We start from the raw sequence: 20,939 nt of genomic DNA on the forward strand, positions 1-20,939 counted from the left end.
CTCGGTCGACTGCGTCGCCACCATCGCCGAAGCGTAGGTGACGCGGCTGCCGCCCGTGAGGTTGCTGAAGCCGATTACGCTCGTGTCGCCGATCAGAACCGCCACCTTGCGGTAGTCGATGCCCAGGAGCTCGGCCACGATGTTGGCCGTCGAAGCGCGCGAGCCGCCGATATCGGGATGGCCCGTAATCACCACGACCGTGCCGTCCTCGTTGACGTTCACCTGCGCGCTCGATTCGCCGCCGGCGTTGAACCAGTAGCCGCTGGCCACGCCGCGGCCGTACAGCCGGCCGTTCGTCGCCTTGGGCAGCGGCGTCTTGTAGTGCGGGTGGTTGATGGCGCCTTCGAGCGTCTCGATGTAGCCGATGCGCGGGAAGACCGGTCCGTAGGCGACCTTGGTCCCCTGCTTGGCTGCGTTCTTCAGCCGGAACTGCAGCGGGTCCATCTTCAGCGCCTCGGCCACCTCGTCCATGACGCACTCGACGGCGTAGGCGCCGATCGGCGAGCCCGGGGCGCGATAGGCCGCGACCTTGGAGCGGTTGGAGACCACGTCGTAGCCGACCGAGAGCACGTTTGCGATGTCGTAGGGTGCGAAGCCACAGCCCGCGGCACCGCGGATCGGAGAGCCGGGCAGCGCGCCCGCCTGCAGGCAGAACGTGCCTTGGGCAGCGACGATCCTGCCGTCCTTCTTGGCGCCGATCTTCACCTTGCTGTAGGAACCCGAGGTTGGACCGGAGGCGCGGAACACCTCCTCGCGCGTCATCGTCATCTTCACCGGCCGTCCCGATTTGCGCGACAGGATCAGCGCCAGCGGTTCGAGATAGACGATGGTCTTGCCGCCGAAGCCACCGCCGATCTCGGCCGGAATGGCTCGGATGTCGTTCTGCGGCAGCCCCGTCAGGTGCGCGCACATGGCGCGGACCATGAACTGACCTTGGCTCGAACTCCAGACCGTGGCCTTGCCGTCGGAAACGCTGACCAGGCAGGCATGCGGCTCGATATAGCCCTGGTGCACGGGCTTGGTGCGGAAGCTGCGCTCGATCACGACGTCGGCTTCGGCGAAGCCCTTCTCGACGTCGCCCAGCTTGTGCTCGAGCTTGCCCGCGATGTTGGAAGGCTTGCCCTCGAACTTCATGAAGTCGTGCAGAACCGGAGCGCCGGGCTTCATCGCCTCCTCGACGTCGATCACCCAGGGCAGCACCTCGTAGTCGACCTCGATCAGCCCGCAGGCCTCGGCCGCGATTTTCTCCGTGGTCGCCGCGACCGCGGCGACCGGATGGCCCGCGAACAGCGCCTTCTCGCGCGCCATCACGTTGCGGCACATCCAGCGCATGTCCTGGATGCCCAGCATCACCGACTTGTCGATCGGGAAGTCGACGACGTCCTTCGCCGTGATGACGGCCTTCACGCCGGATAATGCCTCCGCCTTCGAGGTGTCGATCGAGCGGATGCGCGCATGCGGGTGCGGGCTGCGCAGCACCTTACCCCAGATCATGCCTGGCATGGTCGTGTCGGCGGCATAGGCCGCGCGGCCGGTGACCTTCTCGGCACCATCGGGCCGGACGGTACGCTGGCCGATCCACTTGTTGTCCTGGCGTTCGGTAACCGGAGCGTTCATCGCACTGCCTCCCTCATGTCCTTGGCCGTTTCCATCACCGCACGCACGATCTTGTCGTAACCGGTGCAGCGGCAGAGATTGCCGGCGAGCCAGTAACGGACCTCGTGCTCGGTCGGATCGGGGTTCCTGTCGAGCAGCGACTTGGCCGCCATCAGCACGCCGGGCGTGCAGATGCCGCACTGAAGCGCCGCCATCTCGAGAAACTTCGTCTGCAGCGGATGCAGGCGGTCGCCCGGCGCCATGCCCTCGATGGTGCCAATGCTTTTGCCTTCGGCTTCGGCCGCCAGCATCAGGCAGGAGCAGACGAGGCGGCCGTCCACCGTGACGCTGCAGGCGCCGCAGTCGCCCGAGGCACAGCCTTCCTTGCTGCCGGTGAGGCCGAGCGGTCCACGCAGCACGTCGAGCAGGCTCTGCTCGGCGTCGCACAGGAACTCCTGCGGCTCGCCGTTGATGATCGTGGAAACGTGCAGCTTGGCCATGTCAGTTTCTCCCCGCACGCTCGGCGGCGATGGTGGCAGCGCGCTTGAGCAACACGCCCGCGATCTGGGTACGATAGGCGACGGTCCCGCGCTTGTCGTCGATCGGCCGGCAGGCCGCGCGGCAGGCGGCGGCGGCCTTGTCGAGCGCCGCGGCATCGAGCTTCGAGCCGATCAGCGCCTTCGCCGCCTCTTCGACCGACAGGACGGTCGGGGCGACCGCGCCCAGTCCCACGCGCGCCGCGATACAGGTGCCCTTGTCGAGGGTCAGGCTGACACCGCAGCCCACCACCGCGATGTCCATCTCGGTGCGGGGGATCATCCGCAGATAGGCGTCGCCCGATCCTTTCGGCCGCGGCGGCAGGGTGAAGCTCACGACGATCTCACCAGGCGCGAGGTTGGTGCGCCCAGGCCCGGCCGGCACCGCTTCCACCGGCAACTGGCGCCGGCCGTTCGGACCCTGGACCGTGACGGTCGCGGCCGCCGCGACCATCGCCGGTACGCTGTCCCCCGCCGGCGAGGCATTGCAGAGATTGCCGCCAGCCGTGGCGCGGCCCTGGATCTGGGTCGAGCCGATCAGGTTCGCGGCCTCGACGACACCCGGCCAGACCTTCTTCAGCCTGGGATGCTCGCGCAACACCGCACCCGATACGGCGGCGCCGATCCGGAAGCTGCCGTCAGGCCCTTCCTCTATGGTCGTCATCTCGCCAATTTTCTTGATATCGACGATCAGGCTCGGACTAAGGGCGCCGGAGCGCATCTGGACCAGAAGGTCGGTGCCGCCGGCCAGGATACGGGCGGCGCCGGACGCTGCCGCGAAAGCACGCACCGCCTCGTCGAGCGTTCCCGGCGCCACGTATTGAACATCCGTCATTGTCCCTTGGTCCTTTCCTGTCCCTCGTGCCGCAGTGCGGTCGGTTTATTCCGGCGGGGGACCGGCCTTGACGGCCTGCTGTCCCTCGCAGCCGGCGCATTGGTTGGCGAAAGCCTAGGGCATCGCCTTGGCCTACAGCAAGCGCTGGCGAGCCATTTCCGCTCTGCGCTGGCGCGATTGTCGGAGGCGGGCCCCGCTGGTAGGCTCGGCCGTCGCGTTGCCTAAAGCCTGTTGCAACCGTGGGGGACCGGCATGCGGCGACGGCAAATTCTCACGACCATGGGTGTCGGGGCGACGCTGCTGTCCCTGGGATCGCGCGCCCAATCCAGACACAGCCGTGTCGGCGTCCTGATGGCCGTGGGACAGACGCCCGAATATCTCGCCAGCGTTGCCGCCTTCGAAGCCGTGCTGGCGCAACGCGGATGGCACAAGGGAGACAACCTCGAGATCGATGTGCGCTGGTCCGCCGGCGCGCCCGATCGCACGCCACGGGCGATCGGGGAGATTCTCGCTCTCCAGCCCGACGTGATCGTGGCGCAATCCGAGGCAGTGGTGAAGGCGTTGCAAGTTGCCAAGCCCGTGGGCCCGGTCGTGTTCGTGCATGTCTCCGATCCGATCGCGAGCGGCATCGCCAAGAGCCTGTCGCGGCCCGAAGGCAATATCACCGGCTTCACCAACTCCACACCCTCGCTTGGCGGCAAATGGCTGCAACTGTTGAAGCAGGCTGCCCCCTCGGTGAAGCGGGCGGCGATGCTGTTCAATCCCGCGACGGCAGCGACGCATGGCGCCCTCTGGCTCAAACCGTTCATGGCGGCAGGACCGCCCCTCGGCGTGGAGACGCTTGCAGCGGAGGTCCACGACGCACGGGAAATCGAGACCGCGTTGACTGCGCTGGGCGAGCGCAACGACGGCGGCTTCGTCGCCATTCCGGACGCCTTCCTGGCCGGCCACAGCAAAGAGATCGTGAGCATCGCCCGGCGGCATCGCCTGCCGGCCGTCTACCCCTATCGCTACTACGCGGCCCAGGGCGGCCTGCTGTCGTACGGCGTCGACAACAAGGAGCTGTACGAGAAGGCAGCGACCTATGTCGATCGGCTGTTGAAGGGCGAGACAGCTGCGGATTTGCCGATCCAGGAGCCGACGAGCTTCCGGCTCGTGATCAACGCGCACGTCGCCAAGGCCTTCGGCCTCGATGTTTCGCCGCTGCTGTTGGGCGAGGCCGACGAAGTCCTGGATTGAAGAGCGCTGTTGATCCCTTTATTCCGCAGCCGCAGAAGCCGGACTCAAGCGTGCATCAGCGCGCTCGCCCTGGAAGACCAGCCACGCGAAGAGCAGCATGGCGAGCAGGACAACGAGTGAACCGCCTGCGGCAAAGGGCTCGCCAACGTCGTGGCCCGTATGCACGAGACCGACGCCGATCGCCTGGATGATGGTGCCGACGATCCACAGCCAGGCCTGCGTCAGTGCGCCCTTGCCGTGTTCGAGCGACGGCCGCAGACGGTAGTAGATACCGAACAGGAACAGCGAGACCCAGCCCAGAAGGTTGAGATGGGCATGTGCCGGCATTGCCGAGTGATCGCCCGAAATCGCCATGATGAGGCCCCAGATCATGCCGACGATGACGAAACAGATCGCGGCCTGGAAGCTGAGCGTCGATGCTTTCATTCCTTCTATCCTCCCCATTCGAACGATCGGCGTCCGAAGTCCGCAATATGGCACAATGCGAACAACCGCGGCAGGAACCGCCCACATCTACCGTGGCGCTTGTGTGACAAAGTGGCACCAAGTTCACATGGCTTACGAATGTCACAGCACTTGCCGTAAAGATTTTCATAACGTCTGAGGCGCGAATGGACCGGGTGCGGAGTTGCCCTGTGGGTGCGGGGTACTCCAATGCAAATGGGGACGCTCGATGACCGAACTTTCAAACCGAGAGGCGGCTGTGGGAGTTCGCCTCCGAGGAAGCAACGGGCGAAGGGCTCCTGATGCCCCGGAGCCGACGGAATTGGGCCGCGATGAGCGTCTCTGGACCTGGCTCCTTCGCTTGGTGCTGCCGGTCATTCTCGGCCTGTGCGCCCAGTTGATCTCGTGGATGTGGTTCAACAACGTTTATGGACTGGACGCCTGGAGTGTCGCCGGTGGCATCCTTCTCGCCTTCGTCGTCGTGCCGCTCGCGGTGTGGACGTGGCACAGCTGGCTTCCATTGGATCGCGAGATCCCGGTGACGCCGACGGCAAAGCACGTCCAGTTGCGGCACGTCGTCCTGGTGCTCCTGGCGTTCGCAGTCGCGGCCGGATATGCCAGTCTGAACGCCGACAATGACGGTCCGCGCGGCAGCAGCACGCGGTTGTCGTCCGACGTCTGAACGGCTTCCGCCCGTCAGATCCTGCGCCACAACGGATAGGCCGCGGCGAGGGCCAGCAGGCCAAACGCACCGGTGATTGCGGTCGCGTTCGGTGCGCCGATCCGCTCCGCGAGCCATCCCAGCCAGACGAAGCCGATCGGGCCGGTGCCGATGCAGACCGAGAGGACACCGAGCACGCGCGAGCGCATCTCAGGCGGCGCCGCGAGGTAGACGATGGTCGCCTGAAGCGTCGCAAAGCCTGCGCCGCCGAGACCGGTGACCAGCAATGCGGCGCCCGCCAGCAGCGGCTCGGCGGCCAGCGCGAATACGATCAGCGCCGCCATATAGCAGGCGATGCCGCCGACATAGGCGCGCGCGTACCAGCGCGGCGTCAGCATCGCGGCGAGCAACAGCGCCCCGAGAAAGGCGCCGGCACCATCGAGGCTCGCGAGGATGCCGACCCCCTCCGGCCCAAGCGAGAGTTGGTCGCGTCCGATCACCGGAATCATGCTGGTGAAAGGCCAGGCGAAGAGGTTGTAGATCACCGTCACGACCATCGTCGCGGCAAGCCGCTTGTCGGCCGCTACCACCGCGAAACCCTCCCGCGTGCGTGCAAGCACCGCTCCGCCGCCGGCCGGGGACGACATGTGCGGGCGCGCTCCAAGACCCGCGACGATCGCGGTGACGTACAGAACGACACTCAGCAGAAAAGCGCCTTCGATCCCGATGCCGGCGAGCAGCAGGCCGCCGACCGTCGGTCCGATCATGCGGCTGGCGTTGCTGGCGCCGACATCGAGCGACATGGCCCAGCCCATCTGCTCACGCCCCACTGCCTCGCCGATCATCACGCGCCGCAAGGGATTATCGGTCGCCCAGCCGCAGCCATTGATGAAGCTAGCAACGGCCAGGTGCCAGACTTCGAGTCGCCCCAGCCAGGCGACCGCCGCGAGCAGGCCCGACGTCGCCGCCATCACGATGACGACGCCGACCAGGGACACCCGACGGTCGAACCGCTCCGCGAGCGCGCCGATGAAGCCGCCGAACAGGCCCATGGGCAGCAGGCGAAGCATGGTCATCATGGCCACCAGGAAGGCCGAGCCGGTGAGCTGATAGACGATGACGCCCACCGCGACGGTCTCCAGCCAGCGCACGGTGAACACGATCAGACCCATGTACCAGAGGCGCCAGAAATCCGGCGTCCCGGTGCGCAACATGCGTTGAAACGGTGCGACGATGCCTGCAGCCCGCGTCACGACCAAGATCCGCCGGGTGCTCGCGCGTTCAGCCACGCGGGCTGCTCGGCGTCCATGACGGCAATTCCTTCATTCCATGTACTCCCGGTCCGGACCTTATCGCGAATGCGGCGCGACGCGACACGGACGCGGCACCGCGAGATTGAAGGCGATGGAGATGCGCTCGGAGCCGCGGTAGGATCGCACCTGGTGCATGAGCCACGCCGGAAGGATCACCATTCGGCCGGCCTTGGGCCGCATCTTCTCGGTTGTGCCCGCCGACAGTCCGCCAGACATGCGCAAGTACGGCGCATTCATCAGCGGCACCGGACCACGCGGGTCCATGAATTCGAGTTCGCCGTTACTTGGTGGTGGGTGGCGGCGTCTGGTCGTCGGACTCGCCGAGCCAGAATGGCCACAGGCCCTTTCGCGCCTGACGCGAGATCGCCTCGTAGTGCGCGTAGCGCGCGCTTGCTTCGCTATCCCAAGGCAAGGCAGCCCCCAGCTCATAGCCATAGGCCAGACCGTCTTCGAGCAGGCGTAGGGCGACATCGTGCGCTGCCGGCGGAGTGCCGCGTGGCATCTCCGAGGTGATTGTGCATTGCGCCACGAGCCGGCACCGATCGTCCCAATGCGCCACCTTGCACGACACGCGGTGTTCGCCGGCCTCCAGCAGATCCTCGAGTGCCGCCCGCACGCGCATGCCAGGTATCGTCTCCGCCTCTGCGACGCGCAGCCTGGGCGCGTTGATGCCCCACAGCCGGATCGGCGGCTTGAGCCCGACGCCCGTCAGCGTGTCGCCCTCGATCGCGTAGGCCAAACCGTCCCAGCTCTTGGGAAGCGCGCCGCAGGGTTTCGGACGATCCTGCGCCGCGACCGGCAGGACAAGCGACAGCAGAAGCATGATCGAAAGGAGCGATCTCATGGCTGCGAGATTACTCCGCCGCGACCTTCATCCGAAGCTTCGCCGTGCCGGCGCGGTCGATCTTGAAGTCGGCCGTCAGCGCCACGCCATAGACCTCGCGCGCCTTGGCGACCGAGACCAGACCCCTCTCGACATCCTCGGCGACTCTCTCGGCCGGTCGCTTCATCGGATCGCCGTAGCCGCCTCCACCCGGCATGGAGATGCGCAGCCGCTCCCCCGCGGGAACACTCGAGTGCGACTTCGGCGGCAGGCTCTTGCCCGAGGATATGAGCTCGACCTTGCCGGGAGCGCCGGGCTTGCCACCTATGCGGCCGCGCGCTGGATAGACGACCCGCTCGAAGGTCGCTGAAATGCCGAACGGCATGGCCTCGGCGCTGCCGATTTCCATCACCTGGCCTAGCCCGCCGCGATACTCTCCCGCGCCGCCGGAATCCTGCCGGAACTCCTTCTTCCAGATCACGACCGGCGCCAGGGTCTCGGTCACCTCGACCGGCACGTTGCGCACGCCCGACGGGAAGGCGGTGGCGCTCAGCCCGTCGGCGCGCGGCCGTGCGCCCGTGCCACCGGAATGGAACGACGTGATGTTGAAAGGAGTGGCCTTCGCCAGCACCGCCGGATCACCGTCGACGCGTCCCGCTCCGCCCATCAGGCGCAGGTTCCACAAACCGGACGTTCCTTCGGCCGGCACCCCATCGGGCAATGCCTGGATCAGGCAGCCGAACACGACATCGGGAAGGAGATGGCCGATCGTGCTGCGCGCGGCGACCGGCGCGGGATGCCTGGCGTTCAGGATGCAGCCTTCGGGCGCCGTGGTGCGGACGGTGGCGAGCGACGCCGCGTTGTTCGGCACCCGAGGTGAGATGATGCATTTCACGCCGAACGACGTATAGGCCTCGGTGTAGCAGAGCGGCACGTTCAGCCCTTGCGCCACGACGCCCGGCGAACCCTTGTAGTCGACGTCTATGCCGTCGGCCCCGACAGTGAGCGCGGCCTTGAGCGTCATCGACTTCCCGTCGAAGCCGTCGACCGTCATCTCGTTGCGATAGGTCCCGGGCCTGAGCCGGGCGATGGCGGCGAGGCTGGCGGCGCGCGAATGGTCGAGGATGTGCCGCGCGAGATCGTCGAGATGCTCGAGTTCGAATTCGTCCATCATGGCGACGAGGCGGCGGCCGCCGATCTCGTTGCTGGCGATCAGGGAATAGATGTCGCCGATCACCTGCACGGGCTCGCGCACGTTGGCGGCAATGAGATCGATCAGCCAGCCATTGACCTCGCCCTTGTCGATGATCCTGGTGATCGGGATATAGAGACCCTCCTCGTAGACCTGGTTCGCGGCACCCATGACGCCCCGGCCGCCGATATCGACCACGTGCAGCGTGTCGGCGAACAAGCCGACCGCCACGCCGCGGCGGAAAGTGGGCGTCACGATCACGATGTCGTTGAGATGACCGGTGCCCTGCCAGGGATCATTGAGGATGAACACGTCGCCCTCGGCCATCCGCTCCAGCGGGATCTTGGCCAGCACATGGCCCACGCTCTTGGCCATGGAATTGACGTGGCCCGGCGTCCCGGTGACCGCTTGTGCGAGCATGCGCCCCCGGGTGTCGTAGACTCCCGCCGACAAGTCGCCGGCCTCGCGCGTCGGCGTGCCGAAGGCGGTGCGTACGAGGGTCTGTGCCTGTTCCTCGACGACCGAGATCAGGCGGTCCCACATGAGCTGGTTCGCGATGCGGCTCAGCGGATGGTTGGCTCTCATGCCGGCAGCCTATCTCCCGTCCACAGCCGGCGCAGCAAAATGTACGGCATCGACCGCAGACTCAATTCGCCTCAGGGTGATGGTGGGCTGGCGTGCCGTTTCGCGATAAACAGGCATTTCCATAATCAGGAAGGCTCGAATGACGCTGCCGGTACCAACCCTCGACCATGTCGTGATCAATGCGCGCGACGAGATGGATCGCGCGGCCGACACCTATCGGCGGCTGGGGTTCACGCTGACCGAACGCGGCTACCATTCGCTGGGTTCGATGAACCACCTCGCCATGTTCGGTACCGACTATCTCGAGTTGATTGCCGTGCCCAAGGGGGCAACGTCGGGGCGCCTCGACTTGCTCGACTATTCGTTTGGCCTGAACGGCCTGGTATTCGGCTCGGAGGATTCGGCCGTCACCTATCGCGCCCTCAGCAAGGCCGGCGTGGCGGTCGAGCCGCCCGTCGAGTTCACCCGCCCGGTCAAATATGACGGAGGTCAGGGCGATGCGCGTTTCCGGACGGTCCGCATGAAGGCGGGCGTCGTGCCCTATGGCCGTGTCTACTATTGCCATCATTTCACGCGCGATCTGGTGTGGCGCGACGAATGGCGGCACCATCCGAACGGCGCGGTGGCCGTGGCGCGGGCAATGATTGTCGAGCCCGAGCCGGCCAAGGGCGCGAAGCTCTATGCTGACATGTTCGGGCCCGAGACAGTGCGCGACATCAAAGGCGGCAAGACTGTCGTGATCGGCAATTCGCGCTTCGACATCGTGACCGAAGCGGCCCTGAAGGCACAGTTCGGCAAGGCCGTACCCGAGTCCGAAGACCGCCCGGCCTATATGGCAGGTCTCACCCTTCGCACGACGTCGCTTGCCAAGGCCGCGCAAGTCTTGCAGGACGGCAAGATCGGCGGCGTCGAGCGGAGCAAGGACCGCATCGTCGTTCCCGCCAGTGAAGCGACGAACGCGGTGTTGGAATTCATCGAGTAAGGCGATGACGACAGTCGGGTGGGCCAATCAGGGCGACGCGATCGCCCGCGATGTGCCGGGCAGCAGCCTGGCGCTGATCGATGCGGGCGGCGACGGCAGCGAGCGGCGCTACAGCTATGACGACCTTGTCCGTCTGAGCGGCGCTGTCGCGCGTGGGCTTTTGAAGCGCGGCCTGCAGCGCGGTGACCGGGTGGCGATCCTCTCGGCCAATCGTGCCGAGTTCCTGTTCGCCTTCCTCGGCACCATGCAGGCAGGGCTGGTCTCGGTGCCGGTGAACTGGAAGCTCCCGGCTGAAACGGTGGCCTACATCGTGGGCGACTGCGACGCCAGGCTGGTCGTCGGCGACGACGCGCGCCTCGGGCTCGCGCCCGACGGCGTGCCCAAGCTCTCGTTCGACAAGGACCTTGGCATCCTGCTCGACGACGGGCCGTTCAAAGCCGTCGCCATGAAACCCGAAGAGCCGGCGATGTTCCTCTATACGTCCGGTTCGACCGGCCGGCCCAAAGGCGTGGTGCTGTCGCACTATTCCCACCTCTGGGCGATGAGCCAGCGCCCGCGGCGGCCCGGTTCGTTCGGCCAGCGTTCGCTCGTTGCGGCGCCACTTTATCATATGAACGGTCTCGCGATGTGCCAGACGACTTTCAGCCATGGCGACACCGTCGTGCTGCTGCCGCAGTTCACCACCCGGGGCTATATCGAGGCCGCCGCCCGGCATCGCGTCGCGTTCCTTACCTCCGTGCCAACCATGATCGCCATGATGCTGCGCGAGAAGGAACTACTGGCGACGAGCGATCTCTCGGCCGTCGAGGCGGTACGCATGGGCTCGGCCCCCATCACCCAGTCGCTGATCGATCAGGTGCGCGCCGCGTTCCCGAAGGCGCAGATCAGCAACGGCTACGGCACCACCGAGGCCGGTCCTGTCGTGTTCGGGCCCCATCCCAAGGGCCTGCCCCAGCCGGAACTCTCGACCGGCTATCCGCATCCGGCGGTCGAGCTGCGTCTGGTGCGCGACGGCAGGGAGGTCGAAGACGAGGGCATGCTTGAAATGAAATGCGGCGCGCTGATGACGCACTACCACAAGCTGCCCAAGGCTACCTCCAAGGCGATGACGCCGGACGGCTTCTATCGCACGGGCGATGTGTTCCGCCGCGACGAGAACGGCTTTTTCTACTTCGTCGGCCGCGCCGACGACATGTTCGTGTGCGGCGGCGAGAACATCTATCCGGGCGAAGTGGAGAAGATGCTGGAACGCCATCCCGGCATCCACCAGGCTGCCGTCCTGCCGGTGCCGGACGAGCTCAAGGGCCACAAGCCGATCGCCTTCATCGTCCGGGCCAACGGCGCCGACCTCGACGAGCAGACGGTAAAGAGCCATGCGCTCGCCAATGGACCGGCCTATCAGCATCCCAGACAGGTATTCTTCGTCGACGAGATGCCGCTCGCCGGCACCAACAAGATCGACAAGCGAGCGCTCGCCAGGCAGATCCCAGCCGCAGGAGACCTTCAGAAATGAGAGCAGCCGTCGTCCGCGAGCATGGCGGGCCCGATCGCCTGAATTTCGAATCGAACTTCCCTGATCCGAGACCCGGCGAGGGAGACGTGATCGTGGCGGTGAAGGCCGCGTCGCTCAATTACCACGATGTATTCACGCGTCGCGGCATGCCCGGCATCAAGGTGCCGATGCCCGCCATCATGGGCCTCGATGTCGCGGGCGAGATCGCCGAGGTGGGACCTGGCGCGGCGGGCTGGAGAAAGGGCGACCGCGTGCTCGTCGACCCGATCAACCGCATCGAAGGCGGGCTGATGGGCGAGACGGTGCATGGCGGCCTCGCCGAATTGTGCAAGGCACGCGCACATCAGCTCGTCAGGATCCCGGACGGCGTTTCATTCTCGGACGCCGCCGCCCTGCCGGTCGCCTATGGCACGGCACTGCGCATGATGGTCACGAACGGCCACGTCGCGAAGGGCGAGAAGGTCCTCATCCTCGGGGCGTCGGGCGGTGTGGGCGTCTGCTGTCTGCAGCTCGCCAAGCTCGCTGGCGCCGAGGTGATCGCCTGCGCCGGCACGGATGCGAAGGCCAGGCGTCTCGCCGAGCTGGGCGCCGACAAGACCATCAACTACGTCACCCATGATTTTCAGGACGAGATCTACAAGCTCTACGGCAAGCCGACGCGGCGCGGCGGCGGGACCGATCGCGGCGTCGATGTCGTGGTCAACTACACCGGCGGTGATACCTGGGTGAAGTCGCTGAAGGTGCTGAGGGTCGGCGGCCGCCTCTTGACCTGCGGCGCCACCGCAGGCTTCGACCCCACGGAGGACATCCGCTTCATCTGGACCTTCGAGCTCAAGGTGCTCGGCTCCAATGGCTGGATGAGGAGCGACATCGAGAAGCTCCTGGAGCTGGTACAAGGCGGCAAGCTCAAGGTGCTGGTCGACAGAACCTTCAAGTTGGAGGAAGCGCGCGAGGCGTTGCGCACGATCGAGGATCGCGAGGTGTTCGGCAAGATCGTGGTGGCGCCATGAGCGAGGCGTCGAAGCCGCTGTCGGCCGAGGAGCTGCAGGCGATGCTCGATCATTCGCCGTTCATCTCCTTCCTCGGCCTCAAGATCACCGAGGCGGATGCCGCGAACGAGCAGGTCACCATGACCTGCGACATGCGGCCCGAGTTCGAGCGCGGCAAGGGCACCGGCCAATGGCACGGCGGCCCGATCGCGGCGATCATCGACACGGTCGGCGACTATGCCCTGATCATGGCCCTCAGGCGCGGCCTGCCGACGGTCAATTTCCGGGTCGATTACCTCCGGCCCGCGATCAGGACCAGGCTGATCACGACGGCTAAGGTGCGCCGTGCCGGCAAGAGCGTGGGCCTGGTCGATGTCGACGTGTTCAATGAGCAGAAGGCCCTGGTCGCGGTGGGGCGCGCAACCTACTCGACACTTGCGGGGTAGAATGCCCCGGTGAGCGATCTCTCCCGGCGCGACTTCGGTATCGGCGCACTGACGGCCGGTTTGGCTGTCAGCCCGTTTCGTGTGTCCGCGCAGCAGGAGCCGCGATACGGCGGCACGCTGGTCGCGACCCTGGGCGGTGGCGAGCCACAGGCCTGCTACGTGCCCGCCGGCGGCGGCCCCAGCCCCATTTTCTCCTCCTCCAAACTGCTCGAGCGGCTGGCACGCCACCGGATGGATGGCGCCTTCGAGGGTGAGCTCGCCGAGAACTGGCAGCCGGCCGCCGACTTCCGATCCTATATCGTCAAACTTCGCGGGGGCGTGACGTTCCATGACGGCCAGGATCTGACAGGGGCGGACGTCGTCTATTCCGTGCTCGAGATCTGGAAAAGATACGCCGATCCCTCGGCGCTCGCCGCTCTCGCCGGCATCGACGCGAAGGAGCCCGACACGGTCGTCTTCCGGTTCGACAAGCCGGCGCCACCCTTCTTCTTCGCCTCGCTGCTCAGCGGCAGTGCGAATTACGTCGTGCCCAGGCATCTCTACGCTGGCAGCGATCCCGCAGGCAATCCCGCGAACAACGCGCCGATCGGCACCGGTCCCTGGAAGTTCAAACGCTGGGTGCGCGGCAGCCATTTCGAGTTCGTCAGAAACGAGACCTACTGGCGCCGGGGCTTGCCTTATCCGGATCGTCTGATCCTTCGCTACGTCGGCGATCCGGCCGGCCGCGCGGCCGCGTTGGAGGCAGGCGAGATCCAGATCGGGGTCCTGACGCCTGTCGATTTATCCGACATCGAGCGGCTCGTCGCCACGGGCAGACTGGTCGCCACGTCGAAGGGATACGAGGATCGCGTCTGGGCGACCACGCTCGAATGCAATCTGCGGCATCCGATCCTCGGCAGACGCGAGGTCCGGCAGGCGCTGTTCCACGCCCTCGACCGCGATGCAATCGCCCGGACCATCTATCGCGGCTACGGACGCGCGGGAACGAGCCCGATCTTCTCTGCCAACACCGCGTTCTTTACCGACGACATCTACAGGACCGATTTCGACCCCGGGAAGGCAGCCGCGCTGCTGGACGAGGCGGGTTTTCCCGCGAAGGGAACGGCCGGACGCTTCACGCTGGACCTCGTCGCCGCGGGCTGGTTCGCCGCGAATGGCCGCGTTGGCGCTTATGTGAAGCAGGCCCTGGAGGACGTGGGCATCGGCGTCGCGCTTTCCGTTCCCGACCGCGCAGCGTCGATCAGGCGCATCTATGCCGACTACGACTTCGACCTCGCGATTTCCAACCAGTCGAACCCGTCGGAACCGGTGCCCACGACAACGCGGTACTACACCACCGACGGGATCAGGCAGGGCGTGCCGTTCTGCAACGCCTCGGGGTACTCCAATCCCGAGCTCGATGCGTTGGTGGAGAAGATCAAGGTCGAGACGGATCCGGCACAGCGCAGGCAACTGGTCGCCGAATTCCAGCAAATCGTCACGCGCGACGCTCCGCTGCTGCCGCTGGTCGAGCTCGACACGATCACCCTTGCCGGCATCAGGGTCCGCAATCACTCGAATGCTCCCGATTTCGCGGCCGCGAGCTGGCACGATGTCTGGCTCGCGGACTGACACAGCGCAGCGCCCTGTCGCTTCGTCGAGGTCTCCGCTAGTGTGGCCCGGCTTGCATTTGCGGGGAGCGGGTTTGGCGTTCAGACGATGGTTCTTCGGGCTGGTCGGCGTCGGCGGCGTCGCCGTGCTGGCCTGTCTGGCATTGGCGTGGCAGCCGGCCATACCGCCCATCGTTCCGCCCTCTCCCGATTCGTTCGCTCCTGAGCTCGTCAGCAAGGGGCGCACATTGGCCGTCGCCGCGGGCTGCATCGATTGCCATACGGTGAAGAACGGCATGCCGGGTACAGGCGGCGTTTCGTTCGCGCGGATGTTCGGCACGATCTATTCGAGCAACATCACCCCGGATGCGGAAACCGGCATCGGCCGCTGGTCTCTTGTCGCTTTCGCCCGCGCGCTGCGCGAAGGCGTGTCGCGCGACGGCAAGCATCTTTTCCCGGCCGCCTTTCCGTTCGATCATTTCACCAGGCTCACCGACGAGGACATAGCGGCGCTCTACGCCTATCTGATGAGCTTGCCGCCGGCGAGAAAGCGAACGCGACCGAACAGCGTCCCCTTTCCGCTCGATATTCGTGCCCTTCAGGCGGCGTGGAAGGGCATCTATCTCGTCCCAGGCGCCTATCGGCAGGACGTGACGCGCGACGCGCAATGGAATCGCGGCGCCTATCTTGCCGACGCGGTCGCCCGTTGCAGCAGCTGCCACACGCCGCGCAATGTGTTGGGCGCGGAGGAGCCCGGCCATCCCTATGGCGGCACGCTGGTCGATGGATGGTGGGCGACGGCGCTCGACATCGAGCCGTCCCCCGCATCGTGGAGCGCAGCACAGCTCGTGGAGTATCTGCGCACCGGCGAGAGCGTGCCGCACGGCGTGGCGCTCGAGCCGATGCGGGGCGTCGTCCGCGCGCTTCGCGTCCTGCCCGACTCCGACCTCGCCACCATCGCCGCCTACCTGACGAGCTTCCTTTCCTACGCGCCGGATCGGCAGGCGGCAGCCGCCCGCGCGGTTGCCCCGCGCGAACCGCAAAACGACGAGGAACGCTACGGGTTGCAGCGTTATCTGGCCGTCTGCGGCGGCTGCCACGAGAAGCCCGGCGCAACGCCCGAGGCTGCGCGGTCGCCGATCGGCCTCAGTGCCGACATTTGGATGGACGAGCCCGACAACATCGTTCGCATCGTGCTCGACGGCGTCACGCGCAACGACCTGCCGCCTGGCCCAGCCATGCCAGGCTTCCGCGAGCAGCTCGACGATGCCGACATCGCCGTGATCGTCGAATATTTGCGCAAGTCGCACACCACCCTGCCGGCATGGGGCGAGATCGAAGCTCGTGTGGCTCTTGTCCGCGCACGCTCCGCGCGGACGCGCTGAACCTTCGCCAATCTAGACGGCCGACGCCGGATCTGTGTTCGCGCCGCAGACCAAGGTCGCGACCGCCTCTCCCGCCGCCGGACGATAGGCGCCGGACAACAGGGCGGCGAGACCCGTCGCGCCAGCCGGTTCGGCGATCACCCTGAGGTCGTCCCACAGCTTGCGTTGCGCCGAGCGCACGGCGGCATCGTCGACCAGCACGGAGTCGGCCACCAGCTTCTGCGCAATCTCGAAGTTCGGCGCGCCGATGCGACTTGCGCCGAGCGCGTCGGCAGCGATGCCGGAGATGGCAACGTCGACCGGCCGACCGGCGCGAAGCGCCTCGTGGAGCGTGGGCGTGCCTTCGGTCTCGACCGCGACAATCCTGACCCGATCGCCCAGCGCAGCCGCGCAGCCTGCGATCAGGCCGCCGCCGCCGACCGCGACCAGCAGCGTATCGAAGCCTGCCTGCTCGGCAAACTCGAGCGCGACGCTGCCGGCTCCGACAAAGACCTCGGGGTCCTCATAGGCATGCACAGTGAGGGCGCCCGTCTCCGCAGCGCGCCTTTCCGAAGCCGCGCGCGCCTCGGCATAGACCACGCCGATTTGCGTCACGACCGCGCCGTAGCTCTTGAGCCGCGCTACCTTTGCCGCCGCACTGATGGTCGGCACGAAGATCTCGGCACGATGACCGAGCGCGCGCGCGGCATAGGCGACGGCGGCGCCGTGATTGCCGCCCGAGGCGGCGATCACGCCCGCCCGCGGCATCTTCGAGACCAGCAGCTTGTGGAAGGCTCCGCGCCCCTTGAACGAGCCGCTCACCTGCAGCGATTCGAGCTTGAGCACGACGGATCCGGCCAGGCCAAAAGTGCCGGCCGCCACCTCGATCGCCGGCGTGCGCCTGACATGGGGGCGCAGCCGTGCCCAAGCCGCCTCGACATGCTGACGCGCGATCATCGGGCGGCGACCGGCAGGGCCTCTCGACACGCGCGATGCTGCGGTTGATCGCTCATGCCCTCTTCCTGGCGCGAGCGGTTGACGCGGGCTTGGCCTGGGCCATCGGCTCGTAGCCAGGAATCATGGCGAGCGCCTGCTTGACCGGATCGGCCGTCCAAGCATGAGTGACGAAATCGCCATGGAGATCGATGCCGCCGCAGGCGACGAAAGCCATGGTGCCGGGTGCCAACGTCTTGGGCAGCGTACTGGCGTACGGGATGCGCCGTCTGGCAAGCAGGCCCTCCAGGGTCGCGTTCTCGTTGCGCGTGGAATCCGTGTAGGCGCTCAACAGGAAACCAAGCCGGCGGCGCGTGGCAATCCAGCCGGCGAACTTGTCCTCGTCGCCGTAAAGAGAATCGAGCAGAACCACACCCTTGATGCGATAAGGGGCGCCGCCGCGCTGCAACGCATAGGCGGTCGAGAGATAGCCGCCGCTGTAGGAAACGATGACTACCGGTGCGGCGTTGAAGTGCGGGCCTACCCGCTTGTCGCCGTAGAGCCGCATCAGCCGCTCCGCGGCTTCGTCGATATAGGTCGCGAGATGGCCGGCCCGCCAGAAATTGCCCGCACTCGAATCGGGGGCATCGAAGGCCAGCTGAGGCGCGACCAGGGCGACGTTCTTGCCCGATTCGGCGATCTGTCGCGGCACCCCCTGACGGACCATCACGTCGCGCTCCAGCGTCGCGCCCTGGCCGTGCAGGAACAGCACCATCAGCGACGGAAGCTGCGGGTTGTACCCGGCGGGCAGATAGAGCAGCGAGCGGCGGTCGGAATAGGTCGTGTCCTCCCAGCAGATGTCGCCACGCAAGGTGGTGTGACCGCGGCGCTTGCCCTCGCGCACGTCGAGGAACGGCTTGTTGGTGCCGGGAACGAAGCCGCGATAAGGGAAGGGCGAGGCATTGAAAGCGACGAGTTGAGTCTTTGCTTCCTTCAGGGGTTGCGGCCCCGCCGCGGCCCGGCTCGCAGGCTTGCGCACGGCCGGCTTTGGCGAGGTACGAGGTGCCCCTTTCTTGACGTTCTTTCTCTGCACTCGGGCATGCGCGGCGGTTGGCAAGAACAGGAGCCCCAGCATCAGCGCCCGGCGCTTCACGCCGCCGCGAGCCGCTTCTCGCCGAGCGGCTTCAGCACGGAGAAGAAGGCGGGCAAGGCGACAAGGTAAGCGACCGCGCCCACGAGCACGACGGTGGGCAGGCCGAAGCTCGTCGCCACGATTGGCACCAGGGCCGCCCCGATCACCGAGAAGCAGCCGTTTACGCCCCAGGCCCACAGGAACATGTGCTCCTTGCCCAGCCGGCTCAGCATGGTCATCGCGGTGGGCATGGGGAAACCCATCAGGAAGGCCGGCGGCAGGAGGATCAGCAGGCAAAGCGCGATGCGCAGCGGGTATGGCAACGTGCCGATCCAGTCGAGTGGATAGTCTATGGCGAAGGCATAGACCGCGAGGATCATGAAGATCGCGAGGAAGATCCGCGGCATCACGCGCCGCGACCGGTCGAAGAAGCGCTCGGAGACGAAGCTCCCGAGTCCGGAGAAGACCAGCATGCCCGTGATCAGCACCGAGGCCGAAACCGTGGCGTTGGAAAGCGCCAGCACGAAATGGGAGATCATACCCACTTCGACGGTGATGTAGCCGAGACCGAGGCAGAGGAAATAGATCATCGTGCCGAACTTCCCGGGGTTGCGGCTGAAGATGGTACGCCAGCCGAAGATCACCGGGAACAGCACAAGAGTGAACGCGAAGATGGTGGCAATGCCGAGCGTCGCCCACAAGAGCAGGTATCCCCACTCGTCCTGCACCAGCTCCAGCCGATCCGTGAACTTCAGGAGATCCTTCACCTTGATGTAGGCGGCGAAGTAGGGCTGGTGGTTGGTCAGGATGCGTGTGTCGAACACATAGTCGTCCGCCACTCCCTGCCAGCCGCCGTTGATCAGGAAGTGCCAGGCCAGCCGTCCCATCGTCGTCGCCGGCACCAAAGGCGCCGGCGGCGTGCCGTCCTTGGCATCCGAGGCTTGCGCGAGTTCCGGCGGCGGCTTGTCGTGCGGCTCCTCAGCGGACGCCTTGTCGGTCTGGTCCGCAGGCGCCGTCGGATCGGGCGGCGGGCCCGAGTAGAAGAACTGGTTCTGATAGTCCTGCAGCGTTTGCGCCAACGGCGCCGTGTCGACCTTGATGCCGGGATAGTAGATCTCGTCGAACGACATCGCCCGGGTATGCTCGTTGAGCTTGGCGATTTCGTCGGCCGTGAATCCGTCACGCTTGTAGAGAACGGTCGCGGTCGAAAGGTAGGTGGCAGCGACGTAGAAGTTTTTGGAGATGTCCTTGCCGTCGACATCGTGCGCTGCGGCGGCCATGGTCGCGTAAAGCTTCAATACCGACTTGGGCGGTTCTTCCTTGTTCCAGAGCGTGACCGACAGGATGCCGCCGGGTTTCAGCGCGCGCATGTAGGCGGCCATCGCCTCGCGCGTATAGGCGTATTTCTCGACGATGGCGAAGCCGCCCGGGCTCGACAGGCCCGCCGAATCGGCGAGCGAGAGGTCGATCACGTCGTAGCGGTTCGCGGTATGGGCGAGATAAAGGCGGCCGTCATAGTCGACGACGCTCACCTTGGGATTGTTGAGGACATCGCCGGTGAAGGCGCGCAGGCCCTTGTTCTCGCGGAAGGCCGTCAGGATGGCAGGATTGCCCTCGGCCACCGTCACATGCTCGGAGCCCTCCTTCAGCGCCACCGCCGTCGAGATCCCGCCGCCGAACTGGACCACGAAGGTGTCCGGCTTCTGCTTGAGCACATAGGGATAGTACATCGGCAGATAGCGGAAGTACGCGACCTCGTCCTCCGGCAGGTCCTTTATGATGCCCGACGGCCCGTCCGAATCGAGGTACAGGCCGAGATAGGCATTCTCCGGCATCTTCTTGAGATTGAACGCCGCGTTGTCGGACAGGCCGGGGGCGAAATGGAGATAGGAACTCGAATAGATCTCCATGTAGCCGAACGGCGACGCACGCTCGTAGGTGCGCTTGCTGTCAGGGAATTTGCGCGCGTAGGCGACGCCCTTGTAGTCCGACACCGCAAGCTTGGGGATGCCGAGCGCCGGCGGGAGGACATAGTGCGCGAGTCCGGTGAGGACGGCCACTGTCACAATGGCGGCCAGGCCGCGCCGATCCCGCAATGACACGAACCACAGCACGCCACCTGCCAGCCACAGCAGCAACGGCGCCATGATGATGTTCTCGGGGTCGAACACATAGAGCGCGAGCAGCACGGAGAGGCCGCACAGCCCGGATCCCGCCATGTCGGCGAAATAGACGCGATTGAAGGTCTTCTGCGCCTTCAGAAACACCACGCCGAGGTAGAGCGCGCCCGCCAGGAACGGCAGGAAGTAGAGCACGAAGTTGGCGAACAGCCGCCACTTCTGCATCGGATCGGAGATCAGGAAGATGGCGTTGAACGGCACCTGCTGGGCGATCAGGTTGCAGCCCACCATCAACGGCCCGAACAGCAGCAGCGCGGCTTTCACCGCGCCCTGCCAATGGCGCTCGAACCAGCCCTTGCCCACGCACATCACTGCCGAGGTGAGGCCGAAGCCGAACATGGCGAGGCTTACGACGAGCGAGCCGAAGTGCGCCCAGCTGCCGACCGAGAAGACGCGCATGATGCCGATCTGCAGCGCAATGATGCTGCCGGCCACCAGCCCGACCGAGAGGTAGAAGGAGAGCGGAGGACGCCGGTCGAGATCGACGGAGACGTTCAAGGGGGCAGGTCTCCTGCTGCGCACCAGTCAAATGGCGCAATCATGATCCGTGAGAAAACGCGTCACCGGAGCGGCGCGCCCCCGCGTGT

19 protein-coding genes are annotated in these 20,939 nt (G+C 66.1%); 8 read left to right on the plus strand and 11 right to left on the minus strand.

The features are described 5' to 3' along the window. The 3 genes from VH499_RS11635 to VH499_RS11645 form a co-directional block, all read right to left on the minus strand. On the minus strand, positions 1-1,617 hold a 1,617-nt coding region (locus VH499_RS11635), incomplete at its 3' end, for a xanthine dehydrogenase family protein molybdopterin-binding subunit (RefSeq protein ID WP_332052896.1). Further along, positions 1,614-2,096: a (2Fe-2S)-binding protein gene (locus tag VH499_RS11640; protein WP_332052897.1), complete on the minus strand. Its 483-nt coding sequence runs from the start codon at positions 2,094-2,096 to the stop codon at positions 1,614-1,616. The genes VH499_RS11640 and VH499_RS11635, both read right to left, overlap by 4 nt. Position 2,097: 1 nt before the next feature. Then, positions 2,098-2,967: a xanthine dehydrogenase family protein subunit M gene (locus VH499_RS11645; RefSeq protein WP_332052898.1), complete on the minus strand. Its 870-nt coding sequence runs from the start codon at positions 2,965-2,967 to the stop codon at positions 2,098-2,100. Between the two features lie 252 nt (positions 2,968-3,219). Between VH499_RS11645 and VH499_RS11650 the strand changes: the two genes are divergently transcribed. Beyond that, positions 3,220-4,206 (plus strand): ABC transporter substrate-binding protein, encoded by a 987-nt coding sequence (locus VH499_RS11650; RefSeq protein WP_332052899.1) that lies wholly within the window; start codon positions 3,220-3,222, stop codon positions 4,204-4,206. Positions 4,207-4,224: 18 nt separating this feature from the next. Here the strand turns inward: VH499_RS11650 and VH499_RS11655 are convergent, their stop codons facing one another. Further along, positions 4,225-4,632 carry a hypothetical protein gene (locus VH499_RS11655; RefSeq protein WP_332052900.1) on the minus strand — a complete coding sequence of 136 codons (408 nt, stop codon included), beginning with the start codon at positions 4,630-4,632 and terminating at the stop codon, positions 4,225-4,227. Between the two features lie 382 nt (positions 4,633-5,014). On the opposite strand from VH499_RS11655, the gene VH499_RS11660 reads away from it, so the two are divergent. Beyond that, entirely contained in the window at positions 5,015-5,332 is a 318-nt protein-coding gene (locus VH499_RS11660) for a hypothetical protein (RefSeq protein WP_332052901.1), read from the plus strand. Between the two features lie 14 nt (positions 5,333-5,346). Here the strand turns inward: VH499_RS11660 and VH499_RS11665 are convergent, their stop codons facing one another. The 4 genes from VH499_RS11665 to VH499_RS11680 all read right to left on the minus strand — a co-directional run bounded on the left by VH499_RS11665 (position 5,347) and on the right by VH499_RS11680 (position 9,224). Continuing rightward, positions 5,347-6,564, minus strand: a complete 1,218-nt coding sequence (locus VH499_RS11665) for an MFS transporter (RefSeq protein ID WP_332052902.1) — start codon at positions 6,562-6,564, stop codon at positions 5,347-5,349. 96 nt (positions 6,565-6,660) lie between these two features. Next, the gene (locus VH499_RS11670) at positions 6,661-6,888 is read right to left on the minus strand and encodes a putative 2OG-Fe(II) oxygenase (protein ID WP_332052903.1); all 228 of its coding nucleotides are present in this window, start codon (positions 6,886-6,888) and stop codon (positions 6,661-6,663) included. A 16-nt stretch (positions 6,889-6,904) separates the two neighbouring features. Then, positions 6,905-7,468 carry a thermonuclease family protein gene (locus VH499_RS11675; RefSeq protein WP_332052904.1) on the minus strand — a complete coding sequence of 188 codons (564 nt, stop codon included), beginning with the start codon at positions 7,466-7,468 and terminating at the stop codon, positions 6,905-6,907. A gap of 10 nt (positions 7,469-7,478) precedes the next feature. Further along, positions 7,479-9,224, minus strand: a complete 1,746-nt coding sequence (locus tag VH499_RS11680) for a hydantoinase B/oxoprolinase family protein (protein WP_332052905.1) — start codon at positions 9,222-9,224, stop codon at positions 7,479-7,481. A 139-nt stretch (positions 9,225-9,363) separates the two neighbouring features. On the opposite strand from VH499_RS11680, the gene VH499_RS11685 reads away from it, so the two are divergent. The 6 genes from VH499_RS11685 to VH499_RS11710 all read left to right on the plus strand — a co-directional run bounded on the left by VH499_RS11685 (position 9,364) and on the right by VH499_RS11710 (position 16,128). After that, positions 9,364-10,206: a VOC family protein gene (locus tag VH499_RS11685; protein ID WP_332052906.1), complete on the plus strand. Its 843-nt coding sequence runs from the start codon at positions 9,364-9,366 to the stop codon at positions 10,204-10,206. A 4-nt stretch (positions 10,207-10,210) separates the two neighbouring features. Then, positions 10,211-11,719, plus strand: a complete 1,509-nt coding sequence (locus VH499_RS11690) for a class I adenylate-forming enzyme family protein (protein WP_332052907.1) — start codon at positions 10,211-10,213, stop codon at positions 11,717-11,719. Further along, the gene (locus tag VH499_RS11695) at positions 11,716-12,729 is read left to right on the plus strand and encodes a zinc-binding dehydrogenase (protein WP_332052908.1); all 1,014 of its coding nucleotides are present in this window, start codon (positions 11,716-11,718) and stop codon (positions 12,727-12,729) included. Before VH499_RS11690 ends, VH499_RS11695 begins: the two co-directional genes overlap by 4 nt. Next, the gene (locus tag VH499_RS11700; RefSeq protein ID WP_332052909.1) at positions 12,726-13,154 is read left to right on the plus strand and encodes a PaaI family thioesterase; all 429 of its coding nucleotides are present in this window, start codon (positions 12,726-12,728) and stop codon (positions 13,152-13,154) included. Before VH499_RS11695 ends, VH499_RS11700 begins: the two co-directional genes overlap by 4 nt. Positions 13,155-13,163: 9 nt before the next feature. Continuing rightward, on the plus strand, positions 13,164-14,765 hold the full coding sequence (locus tag VH499_RS11705) for an ABC transporter substrate-binding protein (protein WP_332052910.1): 1,602 nt from the start codon (positions 13,164-13,166) through the stop codon (positions 14,763-14,765). 73 nt (positions 14,766-14,838) lie between these two features. Continuing rightward, positions 14,839-16,128, plus strand: a complete 1,290-nt coding sequence (locus VH499_RS11710) for a cytochrome c (protein WP_332052911.1) — start codon at positions 14,839-14,841, stop codon at positions 16,126-16,128. A 12-nt stretch (positions 16,129-16,140) separates the two neighbouring features. On the opposite strand, the gene VH499_RS11715 is transcribed toward VH499_RS11710, so the two are convergent. The 3 genes from VH499_RS11715 to VH499_RS11725 all read right to left on the minus strand — a co-directional run bounded on the left by VH499_RS11715 (position 16,141) and on the right by VH499_RS11725 (position 20,850). Then, positions 16,141-17,064, minus strand: a complete 924-nt coding sequence (locus tag VH499_RS11715; protein ID WP_332052912.1) for a threonine/serine dehydratase — start codon at positions 17,062-17,064, stop codon at positions 16,141-16,143. A gap of 52 nt (positions 17,065-17,116) precedes the next feature. Beyond that, positions 17,117-18,079: an alpha/beta hydrolase gene (locus VH499_RS11720; RefSeq protein ID WP_332052913.1), complete on the minus strand. Its 963-nt coding sequence runs from the start codon at positions 18,077-18,079 to the stop codon at positions 17,117-17,119. A 110-nt stretch (positions 18,080-18,189) separates the two neighbouring features. Then, on the minus strand, positions 18,190-20,850 hold the full coding sequence (locus VH499_RS11725) for a hypothetical protein (protein ID WP_332052914.1): 2,661 nt from the start codon (positions 20,848-20,850) through the stop codon (positions 18,190-18,192). Positions 20,851-20,939: the final 89 nt, after the last annotated feature.

The organism is Reyranella sp., from assembly GCF_036558665.1.
Lineage (GTDB): Bacteria > Pseudomonadota > Alphaproteobacteria > Reyranellales > Reyranellaceae > Reyranella.